Annotated in this window: 21 protein-coding genes; 5 read left to right on the forward strand and 16 right to left on the reverse strand. The window is 69.0% G+C overall.

The window, feature by feature from the left end; genetic code table 11:
* Positions 1-17 precede the first annotated feature (17 nt).
* Positions 18-1,370: a gamma-glutamyltransferase gene (locus IEY88_RS28115; RefSeq protein WP_229693840.1), complete on the reverse strand. Its 1,353-nt coding sequence runs from the start codon at positions 1,368-1,370 to the stop codon at positions 18-20.
* Positions 1,371-1,470: 100 nt separating this feature from the next.
* Between IEY88_RS28115 and IEY88_RS28120 the strand changes: the two genes are divergently transcribed.
* Positions 1,471-2,064: a DedA family protein gene (locus IEY88_RS28120; RefSeq protein WP_189157885.1), complete on the forward strand. Its 594-nt coding sequence runs from the start codon at positions 1,471-1,473 to the stop codon at positions 2,062-2,064.
* On the opposite strand, the gene IEY88_RS28125 is transcribed toward IEY88_RS28120, so the two are convergent.
* The 3 genes from IEY88_RS28125 to IEY88_RS28135 form a co-directional block, all read right to left on the reverse strand.
* Entirely contained in the window at positions 1,971-3,179 is a 1,209-nt protein-coding gene (locus tag IEY88_RS28125; RefSeq protein ID WP_189157886.1) for an MFS transporter, read from the reverse strand. The genes IEY88_RS28120 and IEY88_RS28125 overlap by 94 nt on opposite strands.
* 48 nt (positions 3,180-3,227) lie before the next feature.
* Complete coding sequence (locus IEY88_RS28130) at positions 3,228-4,439, reverse strand: MFS transporter (protein WP_189157887.1); 1,212 nt, start codon at positions 4,437-4,439, stop codon at positions 3,228-3,230.
* A gap of 154 nt (positions 4,440-4,593) precedes the next feature.
* Complete coding sequence (locus tag IEY88_RS28135; RefSeq protein ID WP_189157888.1) at positions 4,594-5,328, reverse strand: carbonic anhydrase family protein; 735 nt, start codon at positions 5,326-5,328, stop codon at positions 4,594-4,596.
* 333 nt (positions 5,329-5,661) lie between these two features.
* Here IEY88_RS28135 and IEY88_RS28140 point away from each other — a divergent pair, with 333 nt between their 5' ends.
* Positions 5,662-6,012 carry an MmcQ/YjbR family DNA-binding protein gene (locus IEY88_RS28140; protein ID WP_189157889.1) on the forward strand — a complete coding sequence of 117 codons (351 nt, stop codon included), beginning with the start codon at positions 5,662-5,664 and terminating at the stop codon, positions 6,010-6,012.
* Here the strand turns inward: IEY88_RS28140 and IEY88_RS28145 are convergent.
* Entirely contained in the window at positions 6,009-6,911 is a 903-nt protein-coding gene (locus IEY88_RS28145) for an MBL fold metallo-hydrolase (RefSeq protein WP_189157890.1), read from the reverse strand. The genes IEY88_RS28140 and IEY88_RS28145 overlap by 4 nt on opposite strands.
* 82 nt (positions 6,912-6,993) lie before the next feature.
* Between IEY88_RS28145 and IEY88_RS28150 the strand changes: the two genes are divergently transcribed.
* A complete protein-coding gene (locus IEY88_RS28150; protein ID WP_189157891.1) occupies positions 6,994-7,830 on the forward strand; it encodes a LysR family transcriptional regulator in 837 nt (278 codons plus the stop codon).
* Here the strand turns inward: IEY88_RS28150 and IEY88_RS28155 are convergent.
* Entirely contained in the window at positions 7,794-8,342 is a 549-nt protein-coding gene (locus IEY88_RS28155; protein ID WP_189158081.1) for a class I SAM-dependent DNA methyltransferase, read from the reverse strand. The genes IEY88_RS28150 and IEY88_RS28155 overlap by 37 nt on opposite strands.
* 57 nt (positions 8,343-8,399) lie before the next feature.
* Between IEY88_RS28155 and IEY88_RS28160 the strand changes: the two genes are divergently transcribed.
* Complete coding sequence (locus IEY88_RS28160) at positions 8,400-9,575, forward strand: SGNH/GDSL hydrolase family protein (RefSeq protein WP_189157892.1); 1,176 nt, start codon at positions 8,400-8,402, stop codon at positions 9,573-9,575.
* 89 nt (positions 9,576-9,664) lie between these two features.
* Positions 9,665-10,210, forward strand: coding sequence for a DUF4232 domain-containing protein (locus tag IEY88_RS28165; RefSeq protein WP_189157893.1), 546 nt, complete (start codon positions 9,665-9,667; stop codon positions 10,208-10,210).
* On the opposite strand, the gene IEY88_RS28170 is transcribed toward IEY88_RS28165, so the two are convergent.
* From IEY88_RS28170 to IEY88_RS28215, 10 genes are all read right to left on the reverse strand, one after another.
* On the reverse strand, positions 10,194-11,123 hold the full coding sequence (locus IEY88_RS28170) for a LamG-like jellyroll fold domain-containing protein (protein WP_189157894.1): 930 nt from the start codon (positions 11,121-11,123) through the stop codon (positions 10,194-10,196). The two genes, IEY88_RS28165 and IEY88_RS28170, sit on opposite strands and share 17 nt — an antisense overlap.
* Positions 11,120-13,177: a PQQ-dependent sugar dehydrogenase gene (locus IEY88_RS28175; RefSeq protein ID WP_189157895.1), complete on the reverse strand. Its 2,058-nt coding sequence runs from the start codon at positions 13,175-13,177 to the stop codon at positions 11,120-11,122. The genes IEY88_RS28170 and IEY88_RS28175 overlap by 4 nt, the downstream gene beginning before the upstream one ends.
* Positions 13,178-13,282: 105 nt before the next feature.
* The gene (locus tag IEY88_RS28180; RefSeq protein WP_189157896.1) at positions 13,283-14,071 is read right to left on the reverse strand and encodes an ABC transporter ATP-binding protein; all 789 of its coding nucleotides are present in this window, start codon (positions 14,069-14,071) and stop codon (positions 13,283-13,285) included.
* Positions 14,068-15,075, reverse strand: a complete 1,008-nt coding sequence (locus IEY88_RS28185; protein WP_189157897.1) for an ABC transporter substrate-binding protein — start codon at positions 15,073-15,075, stop codon at positions 14,068-14,070. The genes IEY88_RS28180 and IEY88_RS28185 overlap by 4 nt, the downstream gene beginning before the upstream one ends.
* Positions 15,072-15,893 (reverse strand): ABC transporter permease, encoded by an 822-nt coding sequence (locus IEY88_RS28190; RefSeq protein ID WP_189157898.1) that lies wholly within the window; start codon positions 15,891-15,893, stop codon positions 15,072-15,074. The genes IEY88_RS28185 and IEY88_RS28190 overlap by 4 nt, the downstream gene beginning before the upstream one ends.
* Positions 15,894-16,046: 153 nt before the next feature.
* Positions 16,047-16,730, reverse strand: coding sequence for a phytanoyl-CoA dioxygenase family protein (locus IEY88_RS28195; protein WP_189157899.1), 684 nt, complete (start codon positions 16,728-16,730; stop codon positions 16,047-16,049).
* Positions 16,731-16,735: 5 nt separating this feature from the next.
* A complete protein-coding gene (locus IEY88_RS28200; RefSeq protein ID WP_189157900.1) occupies positions 16,736-17,719 on the reverse strand; it encodes an ABC transporter ATP-binding protein in 984 nt (327 codons plus the stop codon).
* Entirely contained in the window at positions 17,719-18,540 is an 822-nt protein-coding gene (locus IEY88_RS28205; RefSeq protein WP_189157901.1) for a carbohydrate ABC transporter permease, read from the reverse strand. Before IEY88_RS28205 ends, IEY88_RS28200 begins: the two co-directional genes overlap by 1 nt.
* Positions 18,537-19,403 (reverse strand): carbohydrate ABC transporter permease, encoded by an 867-nt coding sequence (locus IEY88_RS28210; protein ID WP_189157902.1) that lies wholly within the window; start codon positions 19,401-19,403, stop codon positions 18,537-18,539. Before IEY88_RS28210 ends, IEY88_RS28205 begins: the two co-directional genes overlap by 4 nt.
* A complete protein-coding gene (locus tag IEY88_RS28215; RefSeq protein WP_189157903.1) occupies positions 19,396-20,775 on the reverse strand; it encodes an extracellular solute-binding protein in 1,380 nt (459 codons plus the stop codon). Before IEY88_RS28215 ends, IEY88_RS28210 begins: the two co-directional genes overlap by 8 nt.
* Positions 20,776-20,798 lie beyond the last annotated feature (23 nt).

Raw genomic sequence — 20,798 nt, forward strand, 5'->3', positions numbered from 1 at the left:
ATTATGCGGGCAAAATCTCACACGATGACGATCGCGCCGTCGCGGCGGTGATCTGCACCACCCCTGAGCAGGCCGGATCCGGTCATTTCGACCACCTGGCAGCCGCCGAAGAACATGTTCGGAGCGCGGAACCGGGTGATCGGCAGCGCACTTTCCGGTCGGATTCCCGGTTCAACGTGGAGGTGGTCTCCGCTCAGGTGCATCCGGGGTGCGTCGACCGCCTGCTGAGCGGGCATGCCGCGGTCGAGGACGTTCACGAGCACCTGCAGGATCGCGCCGCAGATCCGGCTCGACCCGGCGCTGCCGAGCACGAGCTCGGTCCGGCCGCCGTGCGTCACGACGGTCGGCGCCATCATCGACGGCAGCCGGTCGCCCGGCGCGTGGCTGAAGAACCCGTCCGGCGACAGGTCCTCCTCCCCCATCATGTTGTTGAGGTGCACTCCCGCGATCGAGATGCCGGAGCCCGCGCCGTTAGTGGTCGTGACGCTGCACGCCGTGCCGTCCGCGTCGAGCACGGAGATGTGCGTGGTGGAGCCGAGGCGGTTCAGGTGCGTCTTCGGGGTGGCGAGCGCGCGGATCAGGTCCTGCTGCGACGGGTTGTCCGGCAACGCTTCCAGCATCTGCGTGAGCACCGCACCGCCCGCCGCCGGTGGTGGGTTCGTGTGGATCTCACGGCCGCGATGCCACACGTGCAACGGTTCGCGCCGCACGGCTTCGTACGCCTCGAGGTCCGCGCGGGTGAGGTCGCCGCCCTTGCTCCCGATCCAGTCGGTGATCGCCGCCGCGATGTCACCGCGGTAGAACGGCTGGGCGCCGTCGCTGCCGAGCCGGTCGAGGGCCTCGGCGAGTTCGGGCTGGACGAGGAGCTCGCCCTCCTCGAACGCGGTGAGCCCCGCGCTGTGGGCGAGCGGCAGCAGCAACGACGTGACGTACGCCTGGTACCGGTTGACCCGATGGCCTTCACGCGCGTGCATCGCCGCTGTGGCCACGAGTTCGTGCAACGGCGCACGGCCGTAGGTGGCGGCGATCGCGGCACCGGCGGGCATCCCGTAGGCGGCGACCGACGACGGTCCCACGTGGAACTCCTGCTCCGCGTCACCGAAGTGGACGGTGATGGGGTCGAGCGGAGCCCTCTCGCCGGTCCTGCCCCGCCCCGGCGCGACGGCCGAGAAGTCCAGCAGCACAGGGGTTTCCCCGGCCGGCGCGATCATCATGTACCCGGCGGAACCCAGCCCGGTCAGCAACGGCTCGGTGACGCACGACGTCAGCATCGCCGCGACCGCCGCGTCCACGGCGTTCCCCCCGGCGCGCAGCATCGCCGCGCCCGCCTGAGCGGTGAGCGGGTGGCCCGCCGCGATCGCGCCTCGCACCGTCGACCTCCAGAAGTGAAGGCGGTCAACGGTAGACCCGTGCGCGGCGGGGCGGGAACGCGAGGGGTTCAACAACGGGGCAGAACGGGTATTTCGAACCATGGAGTGGATCACTCGGCTGATGGAGGCGTTGGGCTCACCCGGCGCGGGGTTGCTGGTCGCGCTGGAGAACGTCTTCCCACCGGTGCCGAGCGAGGTGATCCTGCCGCTGGCCGGGTTCACCGCGGGCCAGGGCAAGATGTCGCTGATCGCCGCGATCGTGTGGACCACGATCGGCTCGACGGCCGGCGCCCTGGTGCTCTACGGACTGGGCGCGTGGCTCGGGCTCGACCGGTTGCGGCGGCTCGCGGACAAGATCCCGTTCGTCACGGTGTCCGACGTGGACAAGTCCGACGCGTGGTTCGACAAGCACGGCAGCAAGGCCGTGTTCATCGGGCGGATGGTGCCGGTCGTGCGGAGCCTGATCTCCATCCCCGCCGGGGTGTCCGGGATGCCGATCATGAAGTTCACGCTCTACACCGCGGCGGGCAGCCTGGTGTGGAACAGCGCGCTGATCCTCGCCGGGTACGCACTGGGCGACAACTACGAGCTCGTCGACCGCTACCTGGGCTGGCTTTCGACGGCCGTGCTCGCCGTGCTGGCCATCAGCGTCGCCTGGTTCGTGGTCGCCCGCGTCAAGGAACGCCGTTCGTAGACCAGCGCCGCGGCCGCGATCGCGAGACCCGCGACCGAAAGCGCCACACCGACCCACGCCGTCGAGGTGTAACCCCAGCCCGCCGCGATGGCCAGGCCACCGAGCCACGCGCCCGCGCCGTTCGCGACGTTGAGCGACGAGTGGTTGGACGAGGCCGCGAGCGACGGCGCTTCCGGCGAGGCGTCCATCAGCTTGATCTGCAGGGCGGCCGCGAGGATCTGGATGGTGAAGCCCAGCAGGAACAGGAAGACGAACAGGAACACCGGGATGGTCGCGGTGAGCCCGAACAGCGCCAGGATCACGGTGACCGCGATCAGCCCGCCGAACACCGAGCCCGTCACGGACCGGTCCACGAACCGGCCGCCGAACGTCGCGCCGAGCGTCATGCCGAGCCCGAACACCGCGAGGATCCACGGCACGACCCCGGACGCCAGGCCGGCGACCTCGGTCGTCAGCGGGGCGACGTAGGAGTAGACGGCGAACATGCCGCCGAAGCCGATCATGCCGGTGAAGATCGCGAACCACACCGTGGGCCGGCCGAACGCGCGGACCTCGCTCTTCATCGACGCGCCCTCGACCTTGGGCACCAGCGGCACCCAGGCCGCGATCGCCGCCGCCGTGACCAGCGCGATCACCGCAACGGCCAGGTACGCCGTGCGCCAGCCGATCTGCTGCCCCGCCGCCGTGGCCAGCGGCACGCCCACGAGGTTCGCCACGGTCAGACCGACCATCACGCGCGCGACGGCCGTGCCGCGCCGTTCAGGAGCAACGAGCGTGGCGGCGACAACGGCCGCGATGCCGAAGAACGCGCCGTGCGGCAGCCCCGCGACGAACCGTGAGATGAGCAGAAGCCCCTTGTCCTGGGCCAGGGCCGACAGACCGTTGCCCAGGGCCACCGCCAGCATCAGGCTGATCAGCATGCCCTTGCGCGGGAGCTTGGCGCCGAGCACCGCGATCAGCGGCGCGCCGACGACGACCCCGGCGGCGTAGAGGCTGATCGCGTGGCCGGCCTCGTAGTCGGGGATGCCGAACGTCTCCGCGATCTGCGGCAGCAGGCCCATCGTCGCGAACTCGGTCGTACCGATGCCGAACCCGCCGAGCGCGAGAGCGGTCATGGCGCGGGTGGTGTTCAAGGCTTCCCCATGGTCGGTGAGCAGCAGAGACTAGTTAGCTACCGCATCGATTTTACGGGTCTTCTGAAGCGCTTCAAAAGACTCCGGGGCGGTGCCGATGCTCACACGCCGATCGAGGAATACCGACACCAGCGCGATGACGAGGCCACCGACCGCGAGCAGCGCGCCGATCCAGTTCGGCGCGGTGTAGCCGAGGCCGCGCTCGATGGCGAGCCCGCCGAGCCACGCGCCACCGGCGTTGCCGAGGTTGAACGCCGCGATGTTCGCCGCGCTGGCGAGTGCCGGCGCGCCCTCCGCGGTCTGCATGACCCGCATCTGCAACGGCGGCACCGTCGCGAACCCGGCCGCGCCGAACAGCACGATGGTGATCGCGGCGAGCACCGGCGAGTGCGCCGTGAACACGAACGCCGTCAGCACCGCCGCCAGCGAGACCAGGATGACGATCACGCTCTTCATCACCGACCGGTCCGCCGCCTTGCCACCGATCAGGTTGCCCGCGAACAGCCCGACGCCGAACAGCACGAGCAGCCACGTCACGGCACCTGACGAGAAGCCCGCGACCTCGGTCATCATCGGCGCGATGTAGGTGAACGACGCGAAGACGCCCGCGAAGCCGAACGCGGTCATCAGCAGTGCGAGCCACACCTGCGGATTGCGGAACACGGCGAGTTCGCTGCGGAGGTCGCCGCCCTGCGCCTGTTGCTTCGGCACGAGGAACACGATGCCGAGCAGCCCGATCACGCCGAGCACGGTCACCGCCCAGAACGTCGAGCGCCAGCCGAGAGCCTGACCGAGTGCCGTGCCCATCGGCACGCCCAGAACGTTCGCCACGGTCAGACCGGTGAACATCAACGCGATGGCGCTCGCCCTGCGGTGCGGCGCGACGAGGTCAGCGGCGACGACCGAGCCGATGCCGAAGAACGCACCGTGCGCCAGCGCCGCGACCACACGCCCGCTCATCAGCACGCCGTAGGTGTCCGCGAGCGCGGAGACCAGGTTGCCCGCGATGAACAGCACCATCAGCCCGAGCAGCATCTTCTTGCGCGGCAGGCGCCCGCCGAGAACGGTCAGCAACGGCGCGCCGATCACCACGCCGAGCGCGTAACCGGAGATCAGCAGGCCCGCACTCGGAATGGAGACACCGAGGTCGGTCGCGACCTCCGGCAGCAGTCCCATGATCACGAACTCGGTCGTGCCGATGGCGAAGGCGCTGATCGCGAGGGCGAGCAGGGCGACAGGCATGTCACACGGTCCTTGAAGTCGGAGGTTGTCAGCGCGAGCAATAGTTGCATACGCTGGCAATTGCACGCGACTCCTGTATCGGTGAAGCGCATCACCCCCGGACACGGCGAAGGCCGGCTCCCGCAGTAGGAGCCGGCCTTCTGCCAACGGTACGTCAGATCCGCGGGACGTCCACGAACGTGCGGCCGTTGAGCGGCTGCGTCGCACGGGCGTTGCCCGCGGTGAACAGACCCTTGAAGCGCGCGATGGTCGCGGCCGTCACGTGCTGCTCGCCGGTGAGGTACCACTCGACGCCCTCGGTGAACGGCGCCGTGGTGAGCGAGCCGGTGTAGTGCAGGGTGTGGTGACCCGCCGGCAGCAACCGGTTGAGGTCGATCGGCTCGATGTCGACCGGCGCGCCGCACTCGGGCGAGAGCCTGGCCAGCACGTCGTCCACGACGGAGTGCGAGCCGACGACCAGCGGAACGCCGACCACGAGCAGCTTGCCTTCGGCACTGCGGTGCACGAGGTGCATCTCGAGCGGGGTGTTGCGGCCGCCGAACTGGTGCTCGGACGGCGTGTGGAAGTGGAACTGGACCAGGTCGTACCTGGTCCCCGCGACGGTGACGTGACCCGCTCCGGGTTCTACCTCCGCCTCCTCTGTCTCCTCGTGGTCGCGGGTCGTGCAGCCGTCTGCCTTGGCCGTGTCCTTGCGGATGTACTTCAGCTCCAGCGCGGAGTGCCCGTAGGACACGTCGAGCTTCGGCGCGTGCGGGTCGAACCGGATCGCGCCGGGCGTGACGTTCACGGGGCTTTGCTTCGGCGTCGCCGACTCGGCCGCGCCGCTCGCGAAGAAGGTCGCGGTGAGCACGAGCGGAAGAAGCGCCGGAAGGGACCGCTTGATGTTCATGGCGCTACTTTTCACCCGATCGAGTGAAATGGGGAAGGGACTGTGGTCGCGCTCTCACCTTACGAATTAGTTTCGGTCGTTCTGGTCGGAACTACGCTGAACCAATTCAGCGCACCTACATGCAGACACGCAGGTCAGAACGTTGCAACTCATGTGCAAAAGGAGCTTCGAGGCAGGTTCGTTGACAACGCAAATTCGAATTGAGACGGGGTCCCACCGATGACGACAATCGAGAACGAGGCCGTTCTCGATCACTATTGTCCGATTCAATCCGATTTGCCGAATTTGCCTGAAGTCACTCCGTTCACGCACCGTGTACGACAGAATGAACCGATGGTGACCGCCGCCGACATTCGCGCTGTAGCGCTCACGCTGCCGCGCACCACCGAACACCTCATCCGCGACCGCGTGAAGTTCCGCGTGGGCCAGATCGTCTACGCGGCCCTCTCGCGCGACGAGACCGTGCTCGGCTTCGGCTACCCGCGCGAGGAACGCGAGGCGCTCGTCGCGAGCGATCCGGTCAAGTTCGCGTTCCCCAGCCGGTCCGACATGCGCTTCCAGTGGGTGCACGCCTCGATGGCCCACCTCGGCGTCGAGGAGATGACCGAGCTCGTCATCGGCGCCTGGGTCATGTGCGTGCCCAAGAAGGTCGTCCGCGAGCACCTCGGCGAGGACTATCTTTAGTCAACACTGAAGCTATCGAGCACACCGTCGTTCCGCTCCGCGCAGAAGCAGCCCACCCCGCGCTCGATCCATTCCTGCCCGGCCCACTCCGGATGCCGCTCGACCAGCACGGCCCGCACCTCGGCCACGATCTCGTCGAGCCCCATCGCGGAGTCACGCCGCCGCCACGTCTCGTCCCGCAACTCGCCCAGGTAGTCCCGAACCCCTTGCAGCACAGCAACGTCCCCCACCGACCCGTGCCCCGGCACGACCACGCGCGGCCCGGAAGCGATCAACCCGTCCAGCACGCCGATCCACGCGAGACCGGACACGTCGGTGTCGTGCGGCGGGAACCACGGGAAGATCGCGAACTGCCCGGTCTCGGCGAGGTCGCCGGTGAAGAGCACGCCCGCGTCCGGCACCTCGACCACCTGGTCCCCCAGCGTGTGCCCGCGCCCGGTCGGCCGCAGCAGCACCGTCCGGCCGCCCAGGTCGAGCGCGCGGACCCCGGCGAACTCCTCGTCCGGCACCGGGATCTCGACGTCGGCCAGCCGTTGGGCGATCGTCCCGCCGAACCCGCGGAACATCTCCAGGTAGCCGGATCCCTTGCGCCGCAGGTCGTCCGCCTGCGCGCGGTTCACGAGGTAGGAGTCGAACGCGGACGCGCCGAACGCGTGCTCGGGGTGGAAGTGCGTGGTCGTCAGGTGGATCCGCCGCCCGCGCGCCACCTCCTCGGCGAACTCCCGCACCTCGGACGCGTTGGCGAGGCCGAGTCCGGTGTCCACCACGAGCACGGCCTCGGTGCCACCGATGATCCCGATGTTGGGCACCAGGCCGACGTGCTCGTTGGGGATCACCAGCACGTCCGGGGCGACGTCGACGGCACCGGAGGTCTGGACGGCGGGGTCAGGGAGGTTCATGCCGCCCACTCCACCGGCGGGCGGGCAGGGCGTCCAAGACCGTCTGCGCACATCCGATACCGCGCGAGTATCGTGCCTGATCATGGAGCTGCGGACCCTGCGGTACTTCGTCGCGGTCGCCGAGGAGCTGCACTTCGGCCGTGCCGCGCGGCGACTGCACCTGAGCCAGCCGCCGCTGAGCCGGGCGATCAAGCACCTGGAGCACGACCTCGGCGCCGTCCTGCTGCACCGGTCCCCCGCCGGCGTCGCGCTGACGGACGCGGGCCGCGTCCTGCTGGCCGAGGCGAGGGTCCTTCTGGAGCACGCCGACCGCATCCGCGCCAAGCTCGCCCGGACCACGATCACGGTCGGCCTGCTCGGCGACCACGCAGCCGGGCTGGCCGAGGCGTTCCGGCGCCGGCACCCGCACGTCGAGATCCGCGTCCGCGAGACCGACCTGACCGACCCCACCTGCGGCCTGCGCACGGGCCAGGTCGACGTCGCCCTGACGCGCGGCCCGTTCGACGAGAGCGGCCTGAAGACCCTGGTGCTGCGGGAGGACCCGGTCGGTGCGGTGCTGCGGCGTGACGACCCGCTCGCCTCGATGCAGCGGATCACCACCGAGGACCTGGCCGGTCGCGACTGGTTCCAGTTCCCGGACGGCACCGACGAGATCTGGCGGAACTACTGGAACGGCGGCAAACCGCGCACCGGACCGGTCGTGCGGGCGGTCCAGGAGTGCGTGCAGTCCGTGCTGTGGAACGGTTCCGTCGGCCTGGCCCCGCTCGGCCACGACCTGGGCGAGCTCGTCGTGGTGCCACTGGCCGACCTGCCTCCCAGCCCGGTCGTCGTCGCGTGGGCCGAGGACGGCCCGCTCACGCGGGATTTCGTCGAGACGGCGGCTCAGGTCCTGTCGAGACGGCTGACGGTCACCGCGTAGTCGCCGCCCTCGAACGGTTTCCGGTCCCAGGTCGCGAACCGTTCGACCAGCGTGAGGCCGGCCTCGGCGCAGTGCTCGTCGTAATCCTCGACCGTGTAGCCGCGGTCGAGGCTGAACCCGGCGATCAGGACGTTCCCGACGTGCCTCGCGACGCCCGCGACGAGCGCGCCCTGCGTTCCGGGCGGGGTGAACAGCGGCACGTTGCCCGCCATCACGACGACGTCGAACGTGCGCCGGAGGTCGAGTCCGGCCAGGTCCGACCGCACCCAGGTGATGTCCGGCGCCAGCTCACGCGCCTGGGCGAGCATCGACTCGTCGAGATCCGCCCCGACCACCTCGATGCCGTGCCGCGCGAGCTCGATCCCGACCCGTCCGGTGCCGCAGCCGGCGTCCAGCACCGAGGCCGGCTCGAACGCGCGCACGAAAGTCGCCTCGCCGTGCACGTCCACCCCGGACGCCGCGAGAGAGTCGAACCTGCGCTGGTACTCCGCTCCGTTCCACACGGTTCGCATCATAGATCCGAAGATCGGCGGATACCGCCCGTGTGAGAGCGCTGCCAAGGTCGAGGCATGACGCGCTTTCTGCTGGCAGTGGCGTTGCTCGTGGCCGCGGCCTCCCCCGCCCAGGCCGCACCGCTCCGATGGGTGGGCACGTGGGCCACCGCGCCGTCCTCCGCCGTCCCCGGCACCGAGAACGGCTATCCGAACTTCTCGATCCGCAACATCGTGCACGTCAGCGCCGGTGGCAAGGAGATCCGCGTCCGGCTCTCGAACGCCTACGGCCGCACCCCTGTGCTGTTCGGCCAGGTCACGGTGGCGCGCGCCGCCGGCCCGGACACACCTCTCGCGCTGCCCGGCACCATGCGCACGCTCACGTTCGGTGGCGCCCAGTCGATCACGGCCCCGGCCGGTGCCGACGTGGTCAGCGACGGCGTGCACCTGGACGTCCCCGCCGACACCGACCTGCTCGTGAGCGTCTACACGCCCGAACCCGGCGGCCCGGTCACGCACCACAACCTGGCCATGCAGAACTCGTACTTCACCCGCGACGGCAACCACACGGCTGAAGAGTCCGCCGCCGCCTATCGCGAACGCACCTCGAACTGGCACTACGTCTCCGGTGTGGACGTGCGCGGCTCGAAGTTGCAGGGCAGCGTCGTCGCACTCGGCGACTCGATCACCGACGGCGCCAACTCCACCTGGGGTGCGAACCTGCGCTGGCCCGACCAGTTGGCCGACCGCGTGAACACCCGCCTGGGCGTCCTCAACGCGGGCATCAGCGGCAACCGCCTGCTCCGCGACGGCGACTGGGCGGGCCCCAACGCCCTGGCCAGGCTCAACCGCGACGTGCTCACCCAGTCCGGGGTCCGCTCCGTGATCGTGTTCGAGGGCATCAACGACATCCAGCAGACCCCGCACGAGACCGACCCGGCCAAGATCATCGCCGCGCTCAAGCAGATCGCGTCCCGGTCGCACGACCGCGGGCTGCGCGTCATCGGGGCCACGATCACACCGTTCAAGGGCTGGAACAGCTACACGGAGGAGCTGGAGGCCGTCCGGCAGGCCGTGAACTCGTTCATCCGCACGAGCCCGGACTTCGACGCGGTCGTGGACTTCGACCGGGTGATCCGCGACCCGGCGGACCCGCAGCGGATCCGGCCGGACTACGACCAGGGCGACCACCTGCACCCCGGCGACAAGGGGTTCGAGGCGATGGCGAAGGCGGTGAGGATCGCCACGCTCTGACACCCGATCGGGCGGTGGTGGTTTGTGCGACCCCTTGCTCCGGCTATTCGACGGAGATCAACACGATCCGCCGGTAAGGGGTCCCACGCATGCGTCTCACGATCCTCGCCACCGCCCTCGTCCTCGGCGTCACGGCCTGCGGGTCGCCGGCCGTGATGCAGTCCGAGGGGCAGGCAACCGGCTCGGCCGCGCCCACCAGCACGAGCGACCAGCAGCGGCCCGCCGTGAAGGCCGAGCTGACCATGCAGGGCAAGCCCGGCCTGGGCCTGCTCACCGCCACGAACCAGGGCACGGCGCCGATCACCTTCCAGGGCTGGCCGAAGCTCGCCTTCACCAACCCCGCGAACCAGCCCGCCGCGATCCCCGTGGAGCAGAAGCTGGTGCCCGGCGAGGGGCCGTCGATCACGTTGCAGCCCGGGCAGACCGCGTTCGCCGGGGTGAAGCTCGACGTGGACGACGCGAACTCGTCCGCCATCAACGAGATGACGGTCGAACTGCCGGGCATGGTGCCGGCGAAGGTCGCGTTCATCGGGACGGACGGCCGGCCGATCGCCGACATGTCCAAGCTCAAGGTCAGCGAGGCCGAGGTCGGGACGATGCAGCCGGCCGCCCAGGGCGTCACGGTGTTCGACTAGCCCAGAGGTGTTGCAGGCGCACCTCCCACGGGTGGGCGGCCCGGTCGAGGAACATGAGGCTGTCCATCCGGCAGTTGCAGGCGTTGCCCTCACGGGTGTTCTGCGGGTAGCTGCCGCCGATCTTGATGCCGCGCGGGTCCGTGGCCGACGCGAGGTCGGGTTCCGGTTCGCCTTCGAGCTTCCACGGGTCACCGGGCGTGACGTACCTGCCCGTCAACGGCTTCCCGTTGCGGTACAGGGCCATCGCGCCGGTGTCGAAGTCGAACGTCGCCGCGAGGAACACCCACTCGTTCTGCGGCAACAGTGATCGCCAGTCCTCCGAGGCCGCGAACGTCTGCGAGCCGCCGCCGTCGAGCCGCCGGGCCAGGGCGACCAGCTTCAGTTCGCCGTCGACCTGGATGAGTTCCAGCAGCGCGCGCACCGCGTGGCCGTTGGAGTCACCGGTCAGCACGCCCGCCAGGCCGATCGCCCCGTAGAGGTCGTCCGGCGCGGCGGAGTTCGAGTTCGGGGCCGGGTTCTGGCCCGTCATCTTCACCCAGCCCAGGATCGATGCCTGGCGCGCGCCGTTGAACGCCTTCAGCGTGGGCACACCGGTGTCGCTGTACAGGCCCGCCTTCCAGTCGTCGTTTCCGGCGGTGGCCGGGTTGATCTGCTTGAGCTGCAACGAGTTCCGGCCCGACACTCCGTCTCGCACGCGCATGTCGGCGCCACCGTTGATCAGCTGCAACGCGGTGCCCGAGCGGCCGCGGTCCTGTTCCAGGGCCGTGTTGCCGCGCACCGGGTGTTCGAAGTCGTAGTACGACACCAGGTTGCGGGACAGTGTCGGTAGCACCGGGCCGAAGGTGGCGTTGGCGGGTGCCGCCATACCCACGCCGAAAGCGGCTACCAAGCCGAGAACCACCAGCCGCCTCATCGGACCCCCTTGCCCTGCACGTGGAGGTCGCGCAGCCGGCCGACGTTGTCGAACGAGCCGAAACCGACGCGGCCCGAGGCGAACGTCTTGTCCACGGCCGTCATCAGCGGATACCGGGACCCGTCCACGTAGACGGCGATCTCGCCCGTGTCGGCGCAATGCTTGACTCGCACGCGATGCCACGCCGTGTCGGTCACGGCGGGAGGCGCGCCCACCGAACGTGCCGGGTCCCATTGGTGGTCGAGCCGGAGCCGGTCAGCGTTGTTCACGACGAAGATCCCGTTGTGGGGGTAGATCCTGTTGTCGGACGAGAGATGGGCGTAGTAGAACTCGGTGTCCGAGCGGTGGCCGAACACGACGATCACGTCCCGGTTGGACTCCGCCACCGGCGTGTCCAGCCGCACCGAGGCGTCGACCTGCACCGAGCCGAACGCCGGTCCCTTCCGCAGCACCGCGTACTCGAACGGGCGGCGCGGACCGGGGCGGGCGACGCCGGCCTGGGCCAGCACGACCTCACGGCCGGGGAACTGCCACAGGTCCGGTGTCACCGGCTGCCACGAACGCGCACCGGCTGCGCCGAGGACGTGGTCGTGGCCGGAGTGACAGGAGGCGAACGTGCGCGCGCCCGTCACCTTCCAGACCTTGCCGTTCGCCTTGGCCAGCACGTACAGCTCACCGGCCGCGTCCTGACCGAAGCGCAGGTCCACCCGGTTCGGGTCGCCCACCAGGGCCTTCATGGTCGTGAGCCGGCCGCCCGAGTACACCATCAGCTCGCGCGTGACGGCCATCGGCTTGCCCGCGCGCATCTCGCGTTCGTCGGCGACATAGAGCAGGCCCTTCACACCCTCGCCGTAGACGTACTTGCCGCGCAACGAAGGGATCTTCGAGCCGCGGTAGACGAAGCCGCCCATCAACGCGTTGCCGCTGTCGGCGCACGGCCGTTGGGCGGAGGTGCGGTTGTGGTCGAACGCGGTGACCGGGTAGGTGAAGCCGTACTTGGCGTCGTCGGCGGGCAGCGGGAACACGCCGCACGACGGGTCGCCGCGCCGGTACTCCCAGATGCCCTCGCGTTCGCTCCAGCCCAGGTTGGCGCCCTTGCGGACCTCGTAGACCGCGTCGACGGCCTTCTCGCCGATGTGGCCCATGAACATCCGGCGCGTCACCGGGTCCCAGCTGAAGCGGTACGGGTCGCGCATGCCGTACGCGTAGATCTCGCCCAGCGCGCCCGCCTCGCGCACGAACGGGTTCGAGCGCGGGACGCCGTACCGGCCGTTCACGCCGTTCGTCCCGGCCGGGTCGATGCGCAGGATCTTGCCCTGCGGCAACGCGAGGTCCTGCGGCACGGTCGTCGTGTAGCCGATGCCACCGTCGCCAGAGGCGATGTAGAGCAGGTGGTGGTCCTCGTCCCACCGGCGCGCCGTCGGGTTGAACCCGATCTCCTGGAAGCCGTGGATGTACGACGCGAAGCCCACCCGCAGCAGCTCACGGCGCGTGCCGGCGAAGACGTCCGCACTCGGGTCGGAGGCGGTCCACTCGGTGATCACGCCGTGCACCTGCGTGTCGGCGGGAGAAGGCAGATCCGGCTTCTTGGTCGTCAGCGCGGAACCGGTCTCGGTGTGCACGGTGTAGAACTTGCCGTTGCGCTTGAAGTCCGGGTGGAACGCGGCGAACCCGAAGCCGCTGCCCAGGCCGCGGTGCGTGTGGAAGTCGGGGCCGACCGCCGCGCCCAGGTCCAGGAACGCGTGCTGCACGCCCGCGTCCAGCAGGTAGAGCTTGCCGTTCATGTCCGGCACGAACATCCGGCCGGAGCCGTCCGGAATTTCGCCGAGGTAGTTGATCCTGTTGTAGCGCACCAGTCTGGTGTCGGTCGGCGGCGGCACGGGCTGCGACCTCGGCAGCTGCGCGACCTCGGTCAGCTCCAGGCCGACACCGGAGGCGCCCGGTGTCGGCAGCGGGTCGGCGATCGGCACGTCGGCCTGCGCCGACGCGATCGGCACGAGCAAGGCGGACAGCACGAGTGTTGTCGCGGTCAAAAGGGATAAGCGTCGGTACATCCCCACCACCCTGTGGGCCAGGCCGTGGCCAGCACGGCGACGGAAAGCGCTTTCCAACGCGGCGGAACTCGGACGCTACCCAGCTAATAAAGTCGTTACAACCTTTTAGTCCTGTCCTGTCACGGCCCCCAAAAGTTCGCGGATGTGTGCGGTCGTCGACGCGAACTCCGGACGGGCCATCGTCGCGGAGTAGTCCCTGGTGCCCGCCAGGTCGACCTCGATGACCTCGTGCACCACCGCGGGTCGTCGCGTCAGCACGATCACCCGGTTCGCCAGGTACACCGACTCCGCGATCGAGTGCGTCACCAGCAACACCGTCGTGCCAGTCTCCCGCCACACCCGGTGCAGCTCCACGTTCATCTGCTCGCGGGTCAACGCGTCGAGCGCGCCGAACGGCTCGTCCATCAGCAGCACGCGCGGCTGGTGCAGCAACGCACGGCACAACGCCACGCGCTGCTGCATGCCACCGGACAGCTCGTGCGGCAGGGCGTTCTCGAACCCGGAGAGCCCCGTCATCTCGATGAGCTCGTCGGCCCGCCTGCCCGCCTCGGCCGAGTTCATCCCGCGCATCTCGGCCTGCAGCAGGATGTTCCTGCGCGCCGACCGCCACTCCAGCAACGCGGCCCGCTGGAACACGAACCCGATGTCGTGCCGCGGCCCGTTCACCGGCTCGCCGAGCAACGTCACCGAGCCCGAAGACGGCGAGAGCAGGCCGGACACCAGCTTCAGCAACGTCGACTTGCCGCAGCCCGACGGCCCGACGATGGACACGAACTCGCCCGGTGCGACGTCGAGCGAGACCTGCTGGATCGCCGTCACCTCCGCACGCTTCGACTGGAAGCGCACGGAGACGTCGCCGATCGAGACGGCTGGGGTGGTCAAGGTGCCGGTCATCCCTTGGGTGCCACGCTTTCTTCCCAGTAAGCCGACGGCTCGGACGCTTCCTTGATGATGCCGGTCCGCTGGAAGGTCTCGATGGTCTTCTTCCAGTCGTCCACGGAGTTGACGCCCGGCGCCTTGCCCTTGGTGGCGTCGGTGTGCAGCAACGTCAGCGTCGTCTTGAACTGCTCCAGCACCACGGTCGGCGAAGGCAGCTGCTCGGCGGCGCCCTTCATCGACTCGGCCGCGGCCTCCGGTGCCTTCTCGGCCTCGGCCCACGCCTCCTGCGTCGCCGCGACCATCTTCTTCACCAGCTCGGGGTCCTTCTGCAGCATGGACTTCGAGGTCAGCAGGCCGTTGCTGAAGTAGTTCAGCCCGAACTCGGAGAACCGCAGGTAGCCGACGTCCTTGCCGGACTTCTCCTTGATCGTCGGCCCCTGGTCGGACGCGAAGCCCAGCAACACGTCCGTGCGGTTGGAGATGACCGCGGCCATCTTGCCCGCCGGGTCGATGTTCTGGACGGAGACGTCGGACTCCTGCATGCCGTTCTGCTTCAGGAAAGCCGGGAACGTCTTCGTCAGCGCGTCCCCCGCCGTCGTGGCGACCGACTTGCCCTTCAGGTCCTCGGGCTTCTTGATGTTCTTGTCGGTGAAGAACTGCACGGACGCCGGGGTGGTCTGCAGGAACACGCCGATGCTCTTGGCCGGCACGCCCTGCTCCACCGCCGTGGCGAGCGCCGAGGTGTCGGCCCAGCCGAAGTCGGTCTGGCCCGCGCCGGTCGCCGTGACGGTCTTGCCGGAACCCTGGCCCGCCTGGATCTTCAGGTTGATGCCGTGCTTGGAGTAGATGCCCTGCTTGACCCCGTAGTAGAACGGCGCGTGCTCGCCGTACGGGTACCAGTTGAGGGTCAGCGTGACCTCCTTCGCCTCACCGCCGGAGCCGGACGTCGTGCCACCGCCTCCACCGCAGGCGGTGACCACCAGCAACGCGGGGAGGAGACCTGCGAGCAGCTTCTTCATGATCCGCCTTTCGCGAGAAGGGTTGTGACGGCGGCGCCGCGCCGGCTGGCGTGCCACGGCAGCATCAGCCTCTCGGCGAGGTCGAGCAGGAGGAAGAGCAGGACGCCGACCACCGAGATGACGATCAGGCCGGCGAACAGCATCGGGGTGTCCATGTTGCCGTTGGCCTGCAGGATCACGTACCCGAGGCCTTCGTTGGAGCCGACGAACTCACCGACCACGGCACCGGTCACGGCGAGCGTGACGGCGACCTTCAGGCCCGCGAACAGGTGCGGCAGCGCGGCCGGGAAGCGGATCTTCACGAACGTCTTGACCGGGCCGCCGCCCATCGTGGCGGCGAGGTCGAGCATCTCGGTGTCGACCGACTTGAGACCGGTGACGGTGGAGATCACCACCGGGAAGAACGCCATCAGCACGGCCACGATCACCTTCGGCTCGAGGCCGAAACCGAGCCACACCACGAACAGCGGCGCGATGGCGATCTTCGGGATGACCTGCGCGAACAGCAGGATCGGGTAGGCGGTGCTCTCGATCGTCCGCGAGTAGACCATCGCGACGGCCACGAGCACGCCGAGGACGCCCGCGATGACGAAGCCGAGGATCGTCTCGTAGGTGGTGACCCAGGTGTGGCCCCACAGGTACGACCACTTGTCCACCAGCAGGCCGAAGGTCTTGGCCGGTGACGGCACGAGGTAGGCCTCGACCAGGCCGGTGACGGTGATGAGGTGCCAGACCGCGAGGCAGGCGGCGAGCAGCGCGGCCGGACGCCACGTCCGCTCCGCGACGCCTCGCCACCGGTCCGCCTGAACCTTGTCCACGAAGCTCCCTCAGGTCGGGAAAGCGCTTTCCAAGTACGCTATGTCCGGTCCGCTGCACGGTCAAGGCGGAGGTTCGGTGAAGCTGGACGAGGCGAATCCGGTAGGTGCCTGGACGAGCGAGGCGACTGAATCGATTTTCACGACTATTGATTATTAGCAGGGGCTGTAGGTGTTGCCCGCGTGGTCACGACCTCGCGCGAGGTAAATCCTGTGGCTGCCGGCCTTCAGGAACCGGACCGTCGTCGGCATGTACCGCATGGTGTACCCGCAACGGCGCAGGGTGCTGCGGTTCGGCGGACTGCCGTGCACCAGCATCGCCGAGTGCACGCTGCACGCCCCGCGCTCCAGCTCGATGTCGACGGCGCGGGACTCGTCCACCGCCGTCTCCTGGTTGAAGAACGAGTCGGCGGTGCCGGTGTGCTCGGCCGAAGCGAGATGGCTGCCGGGGATCACCCGGAGGCACCCGTTCTCGACGGTCGACGGGTCGATGGCCAGCCAGACCGTGATCGCGTCACCGGCGGGCTCGATGCTGTCGCGCCAGAAGTGCGCGTCCTGGTGCCACGGCACGGGTTTGCCGTCGCCGGCGGGTTTGCAGATGAAGTGCGACGAGAACAGGGCGATGTCCGGGCCGATCAGCGACTCGACGAGGTCCAGCACGTCCGGGTCGAGCAACCACTCGAACAACGCCGGGTCGGTCAGGTGCGGCACGTCCATGTGCTCGGGCCGCTGCCCCTCCGGCAACGCCGCCAGCTTGGCCTCGAAGTGCGAGGCCAGCGCCTCGAACTTCGCCGGGGCCAGCACGCTGGAACGCGTCTCGTAGCCGTCGGTCTGGAACATCGGGCTCACCTCACGAGTAGGCCGGTTTCCCTGTCATAGCGCAGCACACGCGTTGGCGGCGCGTCCACGGTCACCGTCGTGCCGACAGCGGGTTCCTCGTCCTCCGGCACGATGTAGCCGATCTGGTCGTCGCCGCAGTCCAGCGTCACCAGCGACGTCACGCCGAGGTTCTCCACAATGGACACCTCGCCGGTGAACAGCCCCTCGGGGGCCGCGGAGAGGTACTCCGGCCGCACGCCGACGATCTCCGAGCCGCGCGGCACGAGGTTCATCGGCGTCGAGCCGATGAAGTTCGCGACGAACGTGTCCGCGGGCCGCTGGAACACCTCGCGCGGCGTGCCGAGCTGCCGGATCCGGCCCGCGTCCATCACCGCGATCCGGTCGGCCAGCGCCAGCGCCTCGGCCTGGTCGTGCGTCACGAACACCGTCGTCAACGCCAGCTCGCGTTGCAACTTCTTCAAGAAGGTCCGTGCTTCCAGACGCAGCCGGGCGTCCAGATTGGACAGAGGTTCGTCCAGCAGCAGCACCTCGGCCGACGCGGCGACGGCACGGGCGAGCGCCGCCCGTTGCTGCTGGCCGCCCGAGAGCTGACCGGGCCGCCGGTTGAGCAACTCCCCCAGGCTCAACCCGCCAGCGGTCTTCGCCGCCGTCTCCCGCTGCACGGACTTCGCGACGCCCCGCACCCGCAGCGGATAGGCGATGTTCTCCGACACCGTCATGTGCGGGAACAACGCGTAGTCCTGGAACACCATCGCGATCCGCCGCTCACCGGGCTGCACCCGCGTGACGTCCCTCGAACCGATCGCCACGGCCCCGTCGGTGGCGCCCTCCAGGCCCGCGATCGTGCGCAGCAACGTCGTCTTGCCGCACCCGGACGGCCCGAGCAGGGCGAAGAGCTCGCCGTCGGCGATCTCCAGGTCCAGCGCGTCCACCGCCCGCACCCCGTTGGGGTACACGGTGGACAGGCCCTCGACAGTGATACCCGCCATCAGCTCTTGATGCCTCCGTGGAATCGGAACCCGTACCGCTTGCTCACGAACAGGTACAGCACGACCACCGGGATCGAGTACAGCAGCGAGAACACCGGGATCACCGTCAGGTTGGCGCTGCCGCCCTCGTCGTACAGGGTGCGCAGCAGCACGGCCGCCGGCTGCTGGCCGACGTCGCGCAGCAGCAGGAACGGCAGCAGGAAGTTGCCCCAGGCGTTGACGAACGCCCAGACGAAGATCGTCGCGACACCGGGCCGCGCGACCGGCAGCACGACGTGGGCGAGCACCTGCCGGGGCGACGCCCCGAACACCCGCGCCGACTCCTCGTACGAGCGCGGCACGGCGTCCATGAAGTCCTTCAGGATGAAGATGGCCGCGGGCAGCATCCCGCCCGCGATCACCAGGGCCGTGCCGAACTGCGAGTTGATCAGGCCGAGCTGCAGCATCATCACGAAGATCGGCACCATCGCGGCCGTGCCCGTGACCACCGAAGAGAGCAGCAACAGCAGGTACAGCAGCAGATCCCGCCCGGGAATCCGCACGCGGGACAACGCGTAGGCCGCCAGCGCCGCGAGCACCGTCGTCACCACGGTCGCGATCACGCACAACACCAGCGAGTTCACCAGTGACGTCAGCGTGTACGGGTGCTCGAACGTCGTCGCGACGTTGTCCAGCGTCCAGTCCGGCCACCGCAACCCGAGGCCGGGCTTGGCGTCGAACGGAGCTGAGGCCAGCCACAGCATCGGCACCGCGAAGAACGCCAGCACCACCGTGATCAGCACGTAGAAGCCGATCCGCCGGACGATCCACAGAGGACTCATGCCCGCCTCCGCAGCAGCCTCAGGTACACCAGGGCGATCGCCAGGTTGCCCACCAGCAACAGCATCGACATCGCGGACGCGTACCCGAGCTGACCACCCTCCAGAGCCTGCCGGTAGATCAGCACCGGCAGCACCTCGGACTGGTGGTTCGGCCCGCCGGACGTCAGCAGGAACGGCGTGAAGTCGTTGGCCGTCCACAGGCTGATCAGCAGCGTGTTCGTCAGCACGTGCCCGCGGATGTGCGGGAAGACCACGTCCCGCACGGTCTGCCAGCCGGACGCGCCCATCAGCCGTGCGGTCTCGAGCTGCGACGGCGGCACGGCGGCCAGCGCCGAGGTGTAGAGCAGCATCGAGAACGCCGTGCCGCGCCACACGTTGAAGATGATCAGACTGGTCATCGGGTACTGCACCAGCCACGACGTCTCCGGCGACCCGAGCAGCAGCCCGAGCGTGCCCGTGTCGCGGCTCAGCACGGCGAACCACAGGAACGCCACGACCGTGCTGGGCAGGATCCAGGAGAGCAGCACCAGGCCCTCGGTCGTGCGCCGCAGCCACGGGCTCACCGACCGCAGCAGCCACGCCAGCACGAACCCGAGCACGTTCTGCCCGATCACCGCCGAGAACAGCACGAACAACGCCGTCAACCACACCGAGTTGGTGAACAGCGGGTCGCGGACGGCCTCGATCACGTTGTCCAGCCCGACCACCTGCGGGTTGGCCGCCGCGGGCCCGGTGAGCTGGTAGTTCGTGATGCCGATGTAGAGCGTCCACAGCGCCGGGAAGACCAGGAAGATCCCGATCAGCACCAGCGCCGGTGCGACGAACCCGACCGCGCGCCGGACGCCCAGCCCCGAGCTATCCAACGTTCTGCTCGCCGACCGCCTTCACCAACGCCTCTCTGTACGCCTTCGCCACGTCGTCGGGACTCCTGCCGGACACCACGTCCGCGGTCGCCTGCTGCAGCGCCGCCGACACCTTGGGGTAGTCGGCGAGACCGGGCCGGTACCGGGTGATCGGCAGGACCTCCTCGGCGATGAACGACAGCATCGGGTCGCCGCCGAGCACCTGGTCGTTGACGTCCTGCCGCTGGGTGAGCTGCGCGGTGCCGGCCAGCGACTCCTTGACGGCCTCGGCGGAGTTGAGGAACTGCATGAACTCCCAGGCCTGCCGCGGGTACTGGGTGTTGGGGTTGATCACCCGCACCCCACCACCGGACATGCTGACGAAGTCCTGCCCGCCCACGCCCGCCTTGGGTCGTTGCGCTGGAACGAGCGCCCACCCGACCGCCGCGTCGCGGTCGGCCATCTTCGCCACACCGTTCTTGGGCTCCACGACCGAGCGCCAGAAGTAGTCGCTCTCCAGCAGGATGCCGATCCTGTTCTCGCTGAACAGCGTGAACGACCGCTGCCGCCCGTTGGCCTCCTGCTGCAGCACGGGATCACCGAGCCCGCCGCCGTAGATCTTCTGGTACAGCCCCAGCACGTCCTTGAGCTGCGCCGAGTCCCCTTGCCACTTCCCGTTGTCGTAGATGGGCTTGCCGGTGCCGACGAGCGCGGGTAGCACGCCCTGCATGGTCGTGGCCTCGCCCATCGCGGACCCGCCGTTGAGCTGGATCGGCGTCACGCCGGGCACGCCCTTGAGCTTGGCGCCCGCGTCGAGCACGTCCTGCCACGACCTCGGCTGCCAGTCCGCGGGCAACCCGGCCTGCGCGAACAGCTTCTTGTTGAAGAACAGCACGCGCCCGTCCGTGCCCATCGGTACGCCGTATCGCTTGCCGTCGAACTCGCCGAGCCCTTGCACGGCCTTCGGGATCTGGTTCCAGCCGTCCCAGCCGGTGTCGCCGACGACCTCGTCCAGCGGCTTGATCTGCCCTGCCTGCGCGAACTCGCCGAGCCAGATGCCGTCGATCTCGACGATGTCGCCGCCACCACCGGTCTTCAGGTCGAGTGCGACCTTGGTCTTGAAGTCCTCGTCGCCGGTGCCGTTCTGCTCGAACTTGATCGTCGCCGTGACGCCCTTGGCCTTCTGCATCTCGGTGAACTTCGGGATCACCCAGTTCTGGATCCAGTTCGCCCCGCGCGCGTTCTTCCCGCCGACCGCCGCGTTGGCGACGATCGTCAGGGTGATCTCCTTGGCGTCGGCGTTTCTCGCCTGATCACCGGTCTGGGTCTGTCCCAGACATCCCGCCAGCAGCCCGCACACCACCAGTAGCCCGAACGCCTTTGTTCGCCCCATCGGTCCAACTTGGCACTGGATCA

This window comes from Lentzea pudingi (assembly GCF_014646255.1).
GTDB lineage: Bacteria > Actinomycetota > Actinomycetes > Mycobacteriales > Pseudonocardiaceae > Lentzea > Lentzea pudingi.